18 protein-coding genes are annotated in these 14,773 nt (G+C 69.9%); 14 read left to right on the top strand and 4 right to left on the bottom strand.

The window, feature by feature from the left end; genetic code table 11:
* Position 1: 1 nt before the first annotated feature.
* The 10 genes from folE to lysS all read left to right on the top strand — a co-directional run bounded on the left by folE (position 2) and on the right by lysS (position 8,200).
* On the top strand, positions 2 to 592 hold the full coding sequence (folE, locus tag D8Y23_RS02115) for a GTP cyclohydrolase I (protein ID WP_128216524.1): 591 nt from the start codon (positions 2 to 4) through the stop codon (positions 590 to 592).
* Complete coding sequence (gene folP / locus D8Y23_RS02110) at positions 589 to 1,380, top strand: dihydropteroate synthase (RefSeq protein ID WP_128216523.1); 792 nt, start codon at positions 589 to 591, stop codon at positions 1,378 to 1,380. Before folE ends, folP begins: the two co-directional genes overlap by 4 nt.
* A complete protein-coding gene (gene folB / locus D8Y23_RS02105; protein WP_128216522.1) occupies positions 1,380 to 1,748 on the top strand; it encodes a dihydroneopterin aldolase in 369 nt (122 codons plus the stop codon). Before folP ends, folB begins: the two co-directional genes overlap by 1 nt.
* The gene (folK, locus tag D8Y23_RS02100) at positions 1,745 to 2,272 is read left to right on the top strand and encodes a 2-amino-4-hydroxy-6-hydroxymethyldihydropteridine diphosphokinase (RefSeq protein ID WP_128216521.1); all 528 of its coding nucleotides are present in this window, start codon (positions 1,745 to 1,747) and stop codon (positions 2,270 to 2,272) included. The genes folB and folK overlap by 4 nt, the downstream gene beginning before the upstream one ends.
* Complete coding sequence (locus D8Y23_RS02095) at positions 2,269 to 2,766, top strand: DUF3180 family protein (RefSeq protein ID WP_128216520.1); 498 nt, start codon at positions 2,269 to 2,271, stop codon at positions 2,764 to 2,766. The genes folK and D8Y23_RS02095 overlap by 4 nt, the downstream gene beginning before the upstream one ends.
* Complete coding sequence (locus tag D8Y23_RS02090; RefSeq protein ID WP_128216519.1) at positions 2,708 to 3,307, top strand: PH domain-containing protein; 600 nt, start codon at positions 2,708 to 2,710, stop codon at positions 3,305 to 3,307. The genes D8Y23_RS02095 and D8Y23_RS02090 overlap by 59 nt, the downstream gene beginning before the upstream one ends.
* 98 nt (positions 3,308 to 3,405) lie before the next feature.
* On the top strand, positions 3,406 to 5,019 hold the full coding sequence (locus D8Y23_RS02085; RefSeq protein ID WP_240663729.1) for a PH domain-containing protein: 1,614 nt from the start codon (positions 3,406 to 3,408) through the stop codon (positions 5,017 to 5,019).
* A complete protein-coding gene (locus D8Y23_RS02080; RefSeq protein WP_128216518.1) occupies positions 5,016 to 5,747 on the top strand; it encodes a DUF2520 domain-containing protein in 732 nt (243 codons plus the stop codon). The genes D8Y23_RS02085 and D8Y23_RS02080 overlap by 4 nt, the downstream gene beginning before the upstream one ends.
* A complete protein-coding gene (gene panC, locus D8Y23_RS02075; RefSeq protein ID WP_128216517.1) occupies positions 5,744 to 6,598 on the top strand; it encodes a pantoate--beta-alanine ligase in 855 nt (284 codons plus the stop codon). The genes D8Y23_RS02080 and panC overlap by 4 nt, the downstream gene beginning before the upstream one ends.
* A gap of 84 nt (positions 6,599 to 6,682) precedes the next feature.
* The gene (gene lysS, locus D8Y23_RS02070; protein ID WP_128216516.1) at positions 6,683 to 8,200 is read left to right on the top strand and encodes a lysine--tRNA ligase; all 1,518 of its coding nucleotides are present in this window, start codon (positions 6,683 to 6,685) and stop codon (positions 8,198 to 8,200) included.
* On the opposite strand, the gene D8Y23_RS02065 is transcribed toward lysS, so the two are convergent.
* Positions 8,151 to 9,311, bottom strand: a complete 1,161-nt coding sequence (locus D8Y23_RS02065) for a DUF4192 family protein (RefSeq protein ID WP_164878106.1) — start codon at positions 9,309 to 9,311, stop codon at positions 8,151 to 8,153. The two genes, lysS and D8Y23_RS02065, sit on opposite strands and share 50 nt — an antisense overlap.
* 136 nt (positions 9,312 to 9,447) lie before the next feature.
* Between D8Y23_RS02065 and D8Y23_RS02060 the strand changes: the two genes are divergently transcribed.
* The 3 genes from D8Y23_RS02060 (at position 9,448) to D8Y23_RS02050 (ending at position 11,893) form a co-directional block, all read left to right on the top strand.
* Complete coding sequence (locus D8Y23_RS02060; protein ID WP_128216514.1) at positions 9,448 to 9,633, top strand: hypothetical protein; 186 nt, start codon at positions 9,448 to 9,450, stop codon at positions 9,631 to 9,633.
* 69 nt (positions 9,634 to 9,702) lie between these two features.
* A complete protein-coding gene (gene cls, locus D8Y23_RS02055; protein WP_128216585.1) occupies positions 9,703 to 11,166 on the top strand; it encodes a cardiolipin synthase in 1,464 nt (487 codons plus the stop codon).
* 16 nt (positions 11,167 to 11,182) lie between these two features.
* On the top strand, positions 11,183 to 11,893 hold the full coding sequence (locus D8Y23_RS02050) for a hypothetical protein (protein WP_128216513.1): 711 nt from the start codon (positions 11,183 to 11,185) through the stop codon (positions 11,891 to 11,893).
* Here D8Y23_RS02050 and D8Y23_RS02045 read toward each other — a convergent pair.
* The 3 genes from D8Y23_RS02045 to D8Y23_RS02035 are packed head-to-tail and all read right to left on the bottom strand — an operon-like array spanning position 11,871 to position 13,365.
* A complete protein-coding gene (locus tag D8Y23_RS02045; RefSeq protein WP_128216512.1) occupies positions 11,871 to 12,128 on the bottom strand; it encodes a helix-turn-helix domain-containing protein in 258 nt (85 codons plus the stop codon). The two genes, D8Y23_RS02050 and D8Y23_RS02045, sit on opposite strands and share 23 nt — an antisense overlap.
* Entirely contained in the window at positions 12,125 to 12,739 is a 615-nt protein-coding gene (locus D8Y23_RS02040; protein ID WP_128216511.1) for a hypothetical protein, read from the bottom strand. The genes D8Y23_RS02045 and D8Y23_RS02040 overlap by 4 nt, the downstream gene beginning before the upstream one ends.
* A complete protein-coding gene (locus D8Y23_RS02035; RefSeq protein ID WP_128216510.1) occupies positions 12,739 to 13,365 on the bottom strand; it encodes a hypothetical protein in 627 nt (208 codons plus the stop codon). The genes D8Y23_RS02040 and D8Y23_RS02035 overlap by 1 nt, the downstream gene beginning before the upstream one ends.
* Before the next feature lie 192 nt (positions 13,366 to 13,557).
* Between D8Y23_RS02035 and D8Y23_RS02030 the strand changes: the two genes are divergently transcribed.
* The coding region (locus tag D8Y23_RS02030; RefSeq protein ID WP_128216509.1) for a Clp protease N-terminal domain-containing protein at positions 13,558 to 14,773 on the top strand (1,216 nt) is incomplete at its 3' end.

The following is a 14,773-nucleotide window of genomic DNA, read 5'->3' as shown; positions in this document are numbered from 1 at the left end:
CGTGGCCGTCGATCGGGAGCGCGTGGCCGCGCTCGTACGCGAGCTGCTCGAAGCGATCGGTGAGGACCCCGATCGCCCGGGCCTGCGGCAGACCCCGGCTCGCGTCGCGGACTCCTGGAGCGAATTCTTCGGGGGAGTCGGACAGGATGCCGGTGCCCCCCTCGAGCACACGATCTCGGTGAGCCGCGGGCCGGCGCCCGATACGCTCCCCTCCGGCGCCGTGATGCTGCGCGACATCGCGTTCCGTTCCATGTGCGAGCACCACCTGCTGCCGTTCCGCGGCCGCGCGCACGTCGCGTACCTCCCGGGCGAAGAGGTCGTCGGACTCGGCGCGCTTCCCCGTGTCATCGACATCCTGGCCGCTCGTCCGCAGGTGCAGGAGCGCCTGGGTGAGCAGGTCGCCGACGCGATCGCCGGTGCCCTCGATGCGCGCGGGGTGCTGGTGGTGCTGGATGCCACGCACGAGTGCGTCACCATGCGCGGCGGCCGTCAGCCCGAGGCTTCCACGGTGACGATCGCCGCGCGCGGCGTGTACACCGACCCGGTCGCGCGCGCCGAGCTCGTGACACTGATCGGCCGGGGGCACTCATGACCCTCGTCATGGGGATCGTCAACGTCACCCCCGACTCCTTCAGCGACGGAGGGCGCTTCCTCGATCCCGACGTGGCGATCGCGCATGCGCGTTCTTTGGCCGCCCTTGGCGCGGACCTGCTCGACGTCGGCGGGGAATCGACGCGGCCCGGAGCCGAGCGGGTCGCGCCGCGCATCGAGCAGCAGCGGGTCCTCCCCGTCGTCGAAGCACTGGCATCCGAGGGGCTGTTCGTGAGCGTCGACACGATGAACGCGTCGACCGCGCGAGCCGCCGTCGCCGCGGGTGCGCGTCTCGTCAACGACGTCTCGGGTGGGCTGGCGGATCCTGAGATGCTCGCAGCCGTGGCCGAGTCCGCTGCCGACATCGCGCTCGGGCACTGGCGCGGGCCTTCGGCCGAGATGTACGCGCGCGCCGAGTACGACGACGTGGTGGCCGAGGTTCTGGCGGAGCTGCGGGAGCGCGTCGACGCAGCAGAGGCCGCCGGCATCCCCCGTTCCCGGATCGTCGTCGACCCGGGCATCGGGTTCGGCAAGCGCGGTGACCAGAACTGGGCCGTGCTGCGCGCGCTGCCGCGGGTGACGGACCTCGGATGCCGCGTGCTCGTCGGCACGAGCCGGAAACGGTTCCTCGTCGAGACCATCGGTGGGGACGCCGACCTGCCCCGCCGCGACCTCGCCACGGCCGTCACCAGCGTTCTCGCCGATCAGGCGGGGGCGTGGGCGGTGCGTGTGCACGATGTACCCACCACTCGCGACGCGCTCGCCGTCGCCCGCGCCTGGGAGGCCTGATGGACTTCGTCGACGAGATCACGCTGACGGGAGTGCGCGCCTTCGGTTTCCACGGTGTGTACGCCGACGAGAAGCGCGAGGGGCAGGAGTTCGTCGTCGACGTCGTCCTGCACCTGTCACTGCGCGCAGCCGCCGAGTCGGACGCCGTCGTCGACACGGTGCACTACGGAGAGTTGGCGGAGCGGATCGTCGCCCACGTCGAGGGCGATCCTGTCGACCTGCTCGAGACGCTCGCCCAGCGGATCGCCGACGATGTGCTGAGCGACGAGCGTGTGCGGATCGTCGCGGTGACCGTCCACAAGCCACGGGCTCCGATCACCGTGCCCTTCGGCGACGTGTCGGTGACCATTCGCCGGGGTCGCGGATGAGCGTCCGTCTCGCACATGGGATCGGCGAACCACCCGCCGATCAGCCCGTCGCGGCCGTCGTCGCGCTCGGGGCGAACCTGGGCTCGCGCCGCGAGACCCTCGCGGCGGCCGTCGAGCGGTTGCGGCACCTGCCGTTGACGGCCGATGTCCGGGTGTCGGCGCCGATCGAGACCGTCGCGGTGACGCTCACCGGTGAGGACGCCGACGCCCCGCGCTACCTCAACGCCGTGGCGCTGCTGCACACGCGGCTCGCGCCGGCGACGCTGCTGCGCGAACTCCACCGCATCGAGGCCGACCACGGCCGGGTGCGACGCGAGAGGTGGGGCGATCGCACGCTCGACCTCGACCTCATCGCCTATGGCGACGCCCGCATCGACGAGCCGCATCTGACGGTTCCCCACCCGCGGGCGCACGAGCGCGAGTTCGTCCTCGCCCCGTGGAACGAGATCGATCCGGATGCCGAGATCCCCGGCCGCGGTCGGGTCGATGCGCTGCTCGCAGCGCTGCGAGGGGGGACCCTGTGAAGCGCACCGGGGCGACGATCCTCATCGCCGCCGCTCTCGCGGGCCTCGTCGTCGGATTCCTCGTCGACGCGGTGCTGACATCGGCCGGTCGGCCCACGTTCGTGCCCGCGGCGAGCCTGCCGACGGTCCTCGTCCTCCTCGGCGTCGTGATCGTCGTCGCGGCCGTTCCGGTGTTCCGTGCCTCTCGTGGTCGTACCCCGCGTCGCATCGATCCCTTCCGGGCATTGCGGATCGCCATGCTCGCGAAGGCATCGTCGCTCGTCGGTGCCGCGGCGGCGGGGTTCGCTCTGGGGCTTCTCGCCTTCGTCTTCACGCGGCCGTTCACTCCGTCGATAGGCTCGTTGGGGTCCATCATCGCGACGGCCGTGTGCGGCATCCTCCTGGTCGCCGCGGGACTCGTGGCCGAGCAGCTGTGCACCATCCGGAAGGACGACGATGACGAACACCCCGGATCTTCCGGAGCACGACCCGACGCCGGACCCTCGGCCGGCTGAGTCCGCGGCATCCGTCCTCGACGATGCGACCTACGACAGGATCCTCGAGCCGCGGAGCGAGGGTCGCCTGCCGCTCGGAGACGGCACGTGGCACCAGTTGGCGCGCGCCTACGTGCGGGTGCAGCTCATCTCGCAGGGCGCGGTGTTCGCACTCGTGCTCGCCGCGGCGATCGTCGCGCAGGCGATCACGGGCGTCTTCTGGCAGTGGATCCCCGCCGGGATCATCCTGCTGGGAACGGGGATCGGCCTCCTCATCACTCCTCGACAGGCGCGGTCGTTCGGCTATCAGCTGCGACGTGACGACCTGGTGTTCCGTCGCGGCATCCTCTGGCAGCGCGTCGTCGCCGTCCCCTACGGACGTATGCAGCTGGTCGACATCACGCACGGACCGCTCGACCGCGGCTTCGGCATCGCGCAACTGAAGCTGGTCACGGCGGCCGCGTCGACGGGCGTCACCATCCCGGGCCTGACGCAGGGGGCCGCCGAACAGCTGCGCGACACTCTCATCGATGTCGCCGAGACCCGTCGGACCGGGCTGTGACCGACCCGTCGCCTCGCGACCCGTCGCAGTCGGAGACGTCGCCTGATTCGGCCGTCCCGCGTTCGCCGCGTCCTGATGCGGCGGTCTCGGGTTCGTCGTTGCCGAGTTCGTCGCATCCTGATCCGGGCTGGCCGGCGCCCGACGCGGGAACGGCGGTGCCGGGTGGCGACGCGCCACCGCGAGCGCTCGTCCGGTCGCCGCTGAGCGACGGCGAATGGCAGCGTCTGCACCCGCTGACACCGCTGCTGCGCGGGGGCCTGTTCCTCCTCGTGATCATCGGTGTCATCGTCGCGAATCTTCGGGAGCGGTTGATCGAGCTGTTCCTCCCGGCGGTGACGGACCTGCCACCGGGCGTGATTCCCCCGGACCCCGTCGACTACCTGCTCTCCAACAACCTCCTCCTGATCGCGGGCGGCGGTGCCCTCGTGGTCCTCATCATCGTGATCCTGGGGTTCCGCCTGTCGTGGCGGTTCCACACCTTCCGCATCAGTGACGACGACGTCGAGGTGCGTTCGGGCGTCCTTTTCCGCACGCACCGTCGGGCGCCGCTCGATCGCGTCCAGGGCGTGAACCTCACGCGCCCCATGGTGGCGCGCCTCCTCGGGCTGGCGAAGCTCGAGGTCGTGGGTGCGGGGCTCGATTCGAACGTGAAGCTCGAGTACCTCTCGGCGACCGCGGCCGAGACGGTCCGCGGAGACATCCTCCGACTGGCCTCGGGCCGACGCCTCACCGAGCGCGCGGCGGCAGCGGGAGCGTCGGGCTCGACGGTCCGGCAGGCGGCGGACGCGGTTGCCGCCGGCATCCAAGGACTCGTCGACGGAGAGGATCTGTCCGACGCCGAACCCGAGAGCATCGTGCACATCCCGTTCGGACGACTCGTGGCCTCTCGGGTGCTCAGCGGTTCGACGCTCATGCTCATCGCCCTCGTCATCGCGATCGCGGTCGCGGCGTCGCTGTCGACTGTCTGGCTCCTGTTCACGATCGTTCCCGCCTTCCTGGCCTTCGGTGCGTATTACGTGCGCGCGATCGCGCGTGGATTGCGATACTCGATCGCGCCGAGTCCCGACGGTGTGCGTCTGACGTTCGGCCTGTTCACCACGATCAGCGAAGTGGTGCCGCCGGGTCGCGTCCACGCGATCGAGGTTCACCAGCCGCTGCTGTGGCGCCCGTTCGGGTGGTGGAGCATCGCGGTCAACCGCCTGTCCGGCCGGGGGTCGACGGATTCGACGACGGACCCGTTCGCGGCGGTGCTTCCCATCGGCACCCGAGAAGACGTGGAGCGTGTGCTGCGGATCCTCGCACCGGCGCTGCCCGCCGAGGAGTGGACATCGGTCTTCCGCGACGGCATCCTGGGGCCGGTGGACGACGACCCTTACACGATCACGCCGCGGCGGGCGCGACTGCTCCGCCCCTTCTCGTGGCGACGCAACGGTGCGGAGCTCACGGCCGACGCTCTGTTCCTCCGTCGCGGCTGGGCACGCCGCACGCTCGCGATCGTGCCGCTCGCGCGGCTGCAGTCGATCGGTCTGCGTCAGGGGCCTCTCGCGCGCGCGACGCGGACGGCGACCGTGTCGGCCCACGTCATCGCGGGAACGGTCCAGACGTCGGTCGGCGCTCTCGATCGAGACGCTGCCGTCGCGCTGTTCGAGGACACCGCGGACGCGACGATCGCTGCCGCCGCGGGTGACCGCAGCCATCGGTGGGCGGGATGAGCGGCGGTCGCGACGGGCGCCTGGGCGTCGGCGTCATCGGCGCGGGGCGCGTAGGGCCGGTCATCGCCGCCGCGCTCGCCGGCGCGGGCCACGCGCTCACGGGCATCACGTCGGGGTCGGATGACGACCGTGTCGAGGCGATCCTGCCGGGCGTTCCGGTCCTGGCGCCCGAAGAGGTCGTTCGTCGGAGCGAACTGGTGGTCATCGCGGTACCGCACGATCAGCTCCTGGGCCTCGTCGTCGGCCTCGCGGACCTGGAGGCCTGGCAGCCCGGGCAGCTCGTGCTGCATACCGACGCGGGGTACGGCGTGGAGGTGCTGGCTCCGGCCCTCCGCCGGGGGGCCATCCCCCTCGCCATCCACCCGGCGATCGTCTTCACCGGGGCGTCGTCGATCGACCTTCGCCAGCTCGCCCAGGCGTATGCCGCCGTCACGGCACCCGGTCCGGTTCTGCCGATCGCGCAAGCGCTCGCCGTCGAACTCGGGTGCGAACCGGTGGTGGTCGACGAGGAGAACCGCGCGGCGTACGCCGAGGCGGTGGCGACGGCGACGCAGTTCTCACGTTCGATCGTCCGGCAGTCGGCTGAGTTGCTGGCCGGGGTGGGCGTGGAAAACGCCGGAGCGTACCTGTCGGCGCTCGTGCGCTCGAGTGTCGACCAGGCTTTGACGGAGGGCGCCGGAACGATCGGCGCGGACGGCATCCCCCCGGACGCTACGATCGACGGATGATCCGCACCATCGAGGATCTGCGCACCCGACTGGCAGAAGCCCGTGGCGCAGACCACCCGGGGGATGGTGCGCGCGTCGCGCTCGTCTCCACGCTCGGAGCCCTCCACGACGGCCACGTCGACATGATCCGCACCGCGCGCGAACGCGCCGATGTGGTGGTGGTGTCGACGTTCGTCAATCCGCTCCGGTTCCGCACGGCCGAGGAGACGGCGGCCTACCCCCGTACGCCGGACGCCGATGCCGACCTCCTCGACGAACTCGGCATCGACCTCGTGTTCGCCCCGACGGCGGCGGAGTTCCTCCCCGCGGGCACGGCGACGACGCGGGTGTCGGCGGGCGACCTCGGCCTGCGGTACGAGGGGCGTATGCGCCCGTTCTACTTCGACGGTGTCCTGACGGTCGAGGCGAAGCTGTTCCACCTCATCCGCCCGGACGTCGCCGTCTACGGTGAACGCGATCTGCAGCGGGCGTTCCTCGTCCGGCGCATGATCCGCGACCTGGACTTCGGAATCGACACCGTGCTGGTGCCGACGGTCCGGGCCGAGGACGGCCTTCCCGTCTCGAGCCGTGTCGGCCTGCTCGACGACGCGGATCGTCGGGCGGCCGCCAAACTCCCGGTGGCACTGGAGGCTGCGGCATCCAACGCGGATCTCGGTGTGGACTCGTGCATCGCTGCAGCCCAGTCGTCTCTCATGGGGGAGCCTCGGATCACCCTCGAGTACCTCTCCGTCGTCGATCCCGAGACCTTCCTCCCCGTGGACGACGGCCATCGCGGGCGCGCGATCGCGCTGATCGCAGCGACGGTCGGCGGGCACCGGTTCATCGACAACGCGGAGATCTCGCTGCGCTGACCGTGGCCCGCGGGCCTCGCCCCCGGCGGGGAAACGCCCTGCTCCCCGCGGATAAACTCGATGTGACCCCGAGGAGCCCCCACGATGACCGACGCGCCCGCGAACGACGCCGAACCCACCGAAGACGACGTCTTCGAGCAGAAGGCGGTTCGCCTCGCCAAGCGGGAACGCCTGCTGGAGGAGCGGACGGACGCCGCCGGCGGGCCGTACCCGGTCACCGTTCCGGTGACGGACACGATCCCCTCGCTGCGAGAGCGGTACGCCGAGCTCGAAGCGGGAGCCGAGACCGGCGTCACCGCGGGTGTGGCCGGCCGCGTCGTCTTCAGCCGCAACACCGGGAAGCTGTGCTTCGCGTCGTTGCAGTCCGGCGACGGCAGCCGCATTCAGGCCATGGTCTCGCTCGCGAACGTCGGCGACCAGTCGTTGCAGGCGTGGAAGGAACTCGTCGACCTCGGCGACCACGTCTTCGTCACGGGAGAAGTGATCTCCAGCCGTCGCGGGGAGCTGTCGATCATGGTGTCGGACTGGACCATCGCGGCCAAGGCCGTCCTGCCTCTGCCGAACATGTACTCAGAGTTGAGCGAGGAAAGCCGCGTGCGCAGCCGCTTCCTCGATCTGATCGTGCGTGACCGCGCCCGCGAGACGGTGCTGGCCCGCGCCACGGTGAACGCCAGCCTGCGTCGCACGTTCGCCGAACGCGACTTCGTCGAGGTCGAGACGCCGATGCTGCAGGTGCAGCACGGCGGCGCGAGTGCGCGCCCCTTCATCACCCACTCGAACGCGTTCGATGCGGAGCTCTACCTCCGCATCGCCCCCGAGCTGTTCCTGAAGCGTGCCGTCGTGGGTGGCATCGACCGGGTTTTCGAGATCAACCGCAACTTCCGCAACGAGGGCGCGGACTCCACTCACAGCCCCGAGTTCGCCATGCTCGAGGCCTACCAGGCGTACACCGACTACAACGGCATCGCGGATCTCACGCAGACCCTGATCCAGGACGCGGCCGTCGCGGTGGCCGGCTCCACGACCGTCACCTGGGCCGACGGCACCGAGTACGACCTCGGCGGTGAGTGGGATCGCATCTCGATGTACGAGTCGCTGTCGCAGGCCGCGGGACGCGCCATCACCCCCGCCACGACGCTCGACGAGTTGCGAGCCCTGGGCCGGGACTCGGACGTCGACGCGCCCGCTCACGAAACGCACGGCAAGTGGGTCGAGGAGCTGTGGGAGCACTTCGTGAAGGGCGGCCTGACGCGTCCCACCTTCGTCATGGACTTCCCCGTCGACACGAGCCCGCTGGTGCGGGAACACCGCTCGGTCGCCGGCGTCGTCGAGAAGTGGGACCTGTACGTGCGCGGCTTCGAGCTGGCCACCGGGTACTCGGAGCTGGTCGACCCCGTCATACAGCGCGAGCGCTTCACAGAGCAGGCCAAGCTCGCCGCGCGCGGCGATGACGAGGCCATGCCCATCGATGAAGAGTTCCTCCGCGCGCTCGAACACGGCATGCCGCCGACGGGCGGTATGGGGATGGGGATCGACCGCCTGCTCATGGCCATCACCGGTCTCGGGATTCGCGAGACGATCCTGTTCCCGCTGGTGAAGTAACCGGCTCGCGGTCGAAGACCCACTCGGGTAGACGCCCGTTCCCGGACAGGGTCCGGACGATATCGGCGAGGCCGTGGTGCGGCTCGATGGCGAGGGCCTCGTCCGCGTAGGCGGCGGCGTGGGTGGATCGCCCGGTCGCCCATGCCAGCCAGGCGCAGGCCGCCAGGGGCCCTGCCCGACCCGCGCGCGGCGTCGCAGCGGCCACGTGTCGGCACCGCTCGAGGGCGCGCAGAAGGCGGGGCGGATCCGGCTCCGCGCCCTCGCCCCACATCGGGCGGGCCAGGTCGTGGGGAAACGGGTGTCCGGCGGCGTAGGCGGACTGAGCGCCGTAGGCGGCGTCGCCGGTGGCCAGGTCGCCGACCCACTGCATGAGCGCGACATCGCGGAGCAGGGGACGCTGGAGACAGAACGCCACGGCGGCGACGGTGCGATCGTCCGGGTCGGTGTCGGGCGCGACGAACGCCTCGAACAGGGCCGGAGGATCGGCGAGGTCGTCGAGGACGAGGGTCGCAGCGGCTCGTCGGCGAGCGGGGAGACGCTTGCCTTCCCGCGAACGTGCGATGAGGTTCTGCGCGTCGGTCAGCAGTCGGTGGACGGCGGCCGCCTCACCGTCGGGGAGCACGGGCAGCGCCGCCGCGGCGAACTGATCGCCCTCGACGTCGGGCAGGGGCGGGAGGTCGGGATCGGGCGCTATCTCATCCAGGGGCCGCGGGCCGTCCGCGGCGTCGGAGAGGTAGCAGTTCCAGGCGTCCGGCCCGACGACAAGGGCGTCGATGATCCGCAGGCCGCAGATGTCGGCCCGCGCGACGAGCGCCTCGACGAGGTGGCGGTGCGGCAGGTCGATGGCATCCCTCAGCCCTCGATCGGTGTAGACGATGACGGCGATGGCATCCGTTCGGGACACTTTGCACGCCATGCCGATGACCGTCGAGGCGACGCTGTCGATATCGGCGCCGGAGTCCGTGTCGGGGAGATCGACGCGGAGCGCGCCGAGCGATCGGCCGGCGGCGAACGTGACGATGGCGAGACTGCGGCGGGGCGTGCACCCGAGCAGATGGGGGACGAGAGCGAGGAACTCGGAGGGGGAGTGCGCACGGACGATCGATGACATGGCCATGAGCGTGGCGCAGACATCCCGGCGCGCGCGGGGCGATCGGCGGATACGGGGATGGGAACGTGAGATCGTCGGCTGGGGAGGAGGGGTCCGCTCCCGTCCGATGCTCAGGCGCGCCGCGTATCCTGGACCGGTGGACAATATGTGGGCTGCCGTGCTGTGGGCGATTCTGCCGACCATCGTGGTCTCGGCTGCCTTCTTCTTCATCCTGCGCGGCGTGATCCGCATGGATCGCACCGAACGCAAGGCGTACGCCCGCATCGAGGCGCAGGAGCGCGCCAAGCGCGGCTTGCCCGCCTCCGACGGCACCGCCCCCTGAGCCTCGCCGTCCCCGCGTGTCGGGGCCGGTCACTACGCTGGGGGGACATTGCGCCCGGGAGGTTCTGTGATCGACACCACGTTCGAGGCGAGCTGGCTCGTCATCGCGCTGTTCGTGATCGATCTGGTCGTGCGCATCGCCGCGATCATCATCGTGCCGCGCAATCGCCGCCCGACGGCCGCCATGGCGTGGCTTCTGGCGATCTACTTCATCCCGTTCGTGGGCGTGCTGCTGTTCCTGCTCATCGGCAACCCGCGTCTGCCGCGCAAGCGCCGCCGCAAGCAGACCGATATCAACCAGTACATCCACGACACGAGCGAGTCGCTCGAGTTCGGAACCCTGCGGCCGAACGCACCCGACTGGTTCCGCGCGCTCGTTCGCTTGAACCGGAACCTCGGAGCCATGCCCATCGCCGGCGACAACGCCGCGACGCTCATCGCCGAGTACCAGGAGAGCCTGGACACGATGGCGGATGCCATTCGCCGAGCGAAGCGGTACGTGCACGTCGAGTTCTACATCCTGCAGGCGGACGCCTCCACGGACAACTTCTTCCGGGCCCTCGCGGAGGCCGCCGAGCGGGGAGTGGTGGTGCGTGTGCTCCTCGACCACTGGGCGAACCGCGGCAAGCCCTACTATCGGCAGACGCTGCGCCGGCTGGACGAGATGGGTGCCCACTGGCACCTCATGCTGCCCGTCCAACCGTTGCGCGGGCGCTACCAGCGCCCCGACCTGCGCAATCACCGCAAGCTCCTGGTGATCGACGGTGACGTGGCGTTCATGGGCTCGCAGAACGTCACCGACTCGTCGTACAACCTGCGCAGGAACATTCGGCGGGGGCTCCACTGGGTCGATCTGATGGTCCGGGTCGAGGGTCCCGTCGTCGCGAGCATCAACGCCGTGTTCCTGAGCGATTGGTACAGCGAGACCGACGAGGCCCTCACCGACGAGATCGACCTCTTCAGCGTCGAATCCGGCCCGGGCGACCTCGACTGCCAGATCGTGCCCTCGGGCCCCGGCTTCGACTTCCAGAACAATCTGAAGCTCTTCCTCGGCCTCCTCTTCGCCGCGCGCGAACGCATCATCATCGTGAGTCCGTACTTCGTGCCGGACGAGGCGCTGCTGCTCGCGATCACGACCGCCTGCCAGCGCGGGGTGCACGTCGAGCTGTTCGTGTCGGAGGAGGGCGATCAGGCGATGGTGTACCACGCCCAGCGCAGCTACTACGAGGCACTGCTGACGGCGGGCGTGAAGATCTGGATGTACCGCAAGCCCTTCATCCTGCACAGCAAGAGCGTGACGATCGACGACGAGGTCGCGGTGATCGGGTCGAGCAATATGGACATGCGCTCGTTCGGTCTGAACCTCGAGATCTCGATGCTCGTGCGCGGCGAGGAGTTCGTGCGCGACATGCGGCAGGTCGAGGACGTCTATCGCACCCTCAGCCGGCAGCTCACGGTCGAGGAGTGGCGCCGTCAGCCGCTGCGCTCGACGATCCTCGACAACCTCGCGCGCCTCACCTCGGCGTTGCAGTGACCCCCCGGAGACCCTGATGCCCCGTCGTTCCCTGGCCGCGCTCCTGAGCATCGGCATCCTGTCGGTGAGCGCTCTCGTCGGCTGCGCGACCGCACCCGGTGCCCCCTCGGCACCCGAGCCGACCGCCGATGACACCACGGCCGCTCCGTCCGAGGTGCGGGCCGGATGGCTCGACGCGGGCCGCGGGATCGCGGTCGTGACGTGGGGGAGTTCCACGTGCGTCCCGGTCGCGGCTGAGCCCGTCCTCGCCGGAACGACGCTCACCGTCGACCTCGTCGAGGTCGCCGACGGCGCCTGCACGCGTGACATGGCCCCGCGGGCGACGTACGTGGCACTGCCCGCCGACGTCGAGCCGACGGGCGACCTCGACATCGACGTCACGGGGGCCGTCTCGGGGAAGACCGTGCTCTCGGGGCTCACCGAGGCCCCGGTTGCTGTCGACGAGTTCGCCCCGAGCGCCGGGTGGGTCGGAGACGAGCAGGTTGCGCTCCTCACGTGGGGGAGTTCCGGCTGCCGTCCCCAGGTCGAAGCCGTGACCTCGGCCGCGGGTGGAGCCGTCGTCACGTTCGTCGAGCCGCCGGCCGATCAGATCTGTACCGCCGACATGGCTCCGCGCGTCACCCTCGCCGACCTGTCGGGCATCGCCGCGGACGGTCCCGTCGAGCTGACGCTCTCGGGCGGGAACGTCGCCTCCGACGGCCCGGTCACCGTCCTCGGCCGTCGCTGACCTCTCCCTGCACCACGAGCAGGTCGCCGACCTCGCAGTCCAGGGCGCGGCAGATGGCCGCGAGCGTCGAGTAGCGGATCGCGCGGGCGCGGTCGTTCTTGAGCACGGACAGATTGACGATGCTCACCCCCACCAGCTCGCTCAGCCGCGTCAGGGTCATGCCCCGTTCGACGAGCAGCTCGTCGAGTCGGCAGTGGATGCCGCTGGGCCCGTCGTCGTCGATCGCGGGGCTCACACGAGTCCTTCCGTGTCGCGCTGGAGGCGGGTGCCGTAGGTGAAGACGACGGAGAGGGCGAGGACGCCGAGACCCACCAGCATCCAGACCGGGTCGAACGAGAAACCGATCACGAAGACATCGCCCGCTGCCGGGTTGAGCTCGTCTGCGGCCATCATGCGTCCGAGGCCGCCGAGGCCCGCAGAGAGGATGCCGCCGATCAGCAGAGCGGAGCCGGCGACCTGCGTGGCCGTGATCAGGGCCCGGTGGAACGGGCGGCGCCACATCAACAGAAGGAAGAAGAGGACGACGGCGCTGACGGTCAGCAACGTCGTCAGTGCGCTGAACGCCGCGCCGAAGGTCAGGAGCGTGCGGGCGTGCCCGCTCAGCCCCTCGGCTACGACGCGGGCCGAGTCGAACGTCGCGGAGGTGATCACCGCACCGTCGGAACTCGACGTCCGGGGTACGTCGGCCTCGGTCAGGAGGCTGATCGTTGCGCTGCCTCCGGCGATGTCGACGGCTGCGCGGATCGCGGGCAGAGCGAGTGCGAATCCCATCACGAGTCCGGCGGCGGCGAACAGAACAACGATGCCGCGCTCCATGCGGGCCGACACCCAGGACGGGTTCTCCATCACACGAGTCCTTCCGTGTCGCGCTGCAGGCGGTCGCCCACGGTGAACACCGTGCTGGCGAGGGCGGCGACGAACGCCGCGCCGAAGAGCATCGGCAGCTCGATGACCTGCACGAGCCCGCGGTCGTACGTGTAGTCCGACATCCGCGCCAGGGCGCCGTTGGCCACCATGTTCTGGAAGAACGGGACGCCCGCGAGGCCCACGAGGGTCACGGTGCCCGCCGCGGCGACGAGCCCGGTGTTCCGGCGGCTGAAGATGCGGCCGCGCAGGATGTCCGCGGTGAGCAGCAGGAGGAGCACGACGACGGTGACGACGACCGCCGCGAAGAGCACCTCGGCGATGACCAGCGCCCACAGCGAGGCGATCGGCAGTTCGGGCGCGACGATGACGCCGATGCCGAGTTCGACCGGCACGGGCGCGCCGCCGGGCCCGAGCGGCGCCTGTGCCACGGTGTCGAGGAACGGCGCGGACACGCGGACGTCGCGCCCCGAAAGCGCCTCGGCGATACGGGTCACGCTGTGCACCACGGCCCAGACCGCGAGGCCCACGCCCAGCACGATGAAGAACAGAAACGCGGCGGTGTCGCCGCGGGACAGAACACGGGAGGTCGGACGGGGAGATGCCATGGACCCGCTCCTTATCGAAGATCGTTGTTATCGGTTGTCGATAATTTATCGATTGTCGATGTGTCGTGCAAGCCCGGCACTGCACCGGCTATGCCCACGGCGAACACGGGTCCGTGGCATCCGACCGCTGGTTACTCTCGATGTACGGCGCGCGGAGGCGTGCCTGTCAGCCCATTTTTGGAGGGACTGAGGATGTTCGAGAGATTCACCGACCGTGCCCGTCGTGTAGTTGTGCTCGCCCAAGAAGAGGCGAAGATGCTCAACCACAATTACATCGGGACCGAGCACATTCTCCTCGGCCTCATTCACGAGGGAGAAGGAGTCGCCGCCAAGGCGCTCGAGTCCCTCGGCATCTCGCTCGACGCCGTGCGCGAGCAGGTCCAGGACATCATCGGTCAGGGGCAGCAGCAGCCGACCGGTCACATCCCCTTCACGCCGCGCGCGAAGAAGGTGCTGGAGCTGTCGCTGCGCGAAGCGCTGCAGCTCGGCCACAACTACATCGGTACCGAGCACATCCTGCTCGGACTCATCCGCGAGGGCGAGGGCGTCGCCGCTCAGGTGCTGGTCAAGCTCGGCGCCGACCTGAACAAGGTGCGCCAGCAGGTCATCCAGCTGCTCTCGGGGTACCAGGGCAAGGAGCCCGCGGGCGTCGCATCCGGTGCCGGCGAGCAGACCCAGGGCGCCACCCAGGGCGGATCGGCCGTGCTCGATCAGTTCGGTCGCAACCTCACGCAGGCCGCGCGCGACAACAAGCTCGACCCCGTGATCGGGCGCGAGAAGGAGATCGAGCGGGTCATGCAGATCCTCTCGCGTCGCTCGAAGAACAACCCCGTCCTCATCGGCGAGCCCGGTGTGGGAAAGACCGCTGTCGTCGAGGGCCTCGCGCAGGCGATCGTGAAGGGCGACGTCCCGGAGACGCTGAAGGACAAGCAGGTCTACTCGCTCGACCTCGGTTCGCTCATCGCCGGGTCCCGCTACCGCGGTGACTTCGAGGAGCGCCTGAAGAAGGTCACCAAGGAGATCCGCACGCGCGGCGACATCATCGTCTTCATCGACGAGATCCACACCCTCGTGGGTGCCGGTGCCGCCGAGGGTGCCATCGACGCGGCATCCATCCTCAAGCCCCTCCTCGCCCGCGGTGAGCTCCAGACGATCGGTGCCACCACGCTCGACGAGTACCGCAAGCACTTCGAGAAGGATGCCGCGCTCGAGCGCCGCTTCCAGCCCATCCAGGTCGCCGAGCCGAGCCTGCCCCACGCGATCAACATCCTGAAGGGGCTGCGCGACCGCTACGAGGCGCACCACAAGGTGCAGATCACCGACGGCGCGATCGTCGCCGCGGCGAACCTCGCCGACCGCTACATCAGCGACCGGTTCCTGCCCGACAAGGCCATCGACCTGATCGACG

The sequence above is a fragment of the Microbacterium enclense genome (assembly GCF_004022425.1).
In the GTDB taxonomy this organism is placed as follows: domain Bacteria; phylum Actinomycetota; class Actinomycetes; order Actinomycetales; family Microbacteriaceae; genus Microbacterium; species Microbacterium enclense_A.
This window is presented reverse-complemented; position numbering and strand designations above follow the sequence as displayed.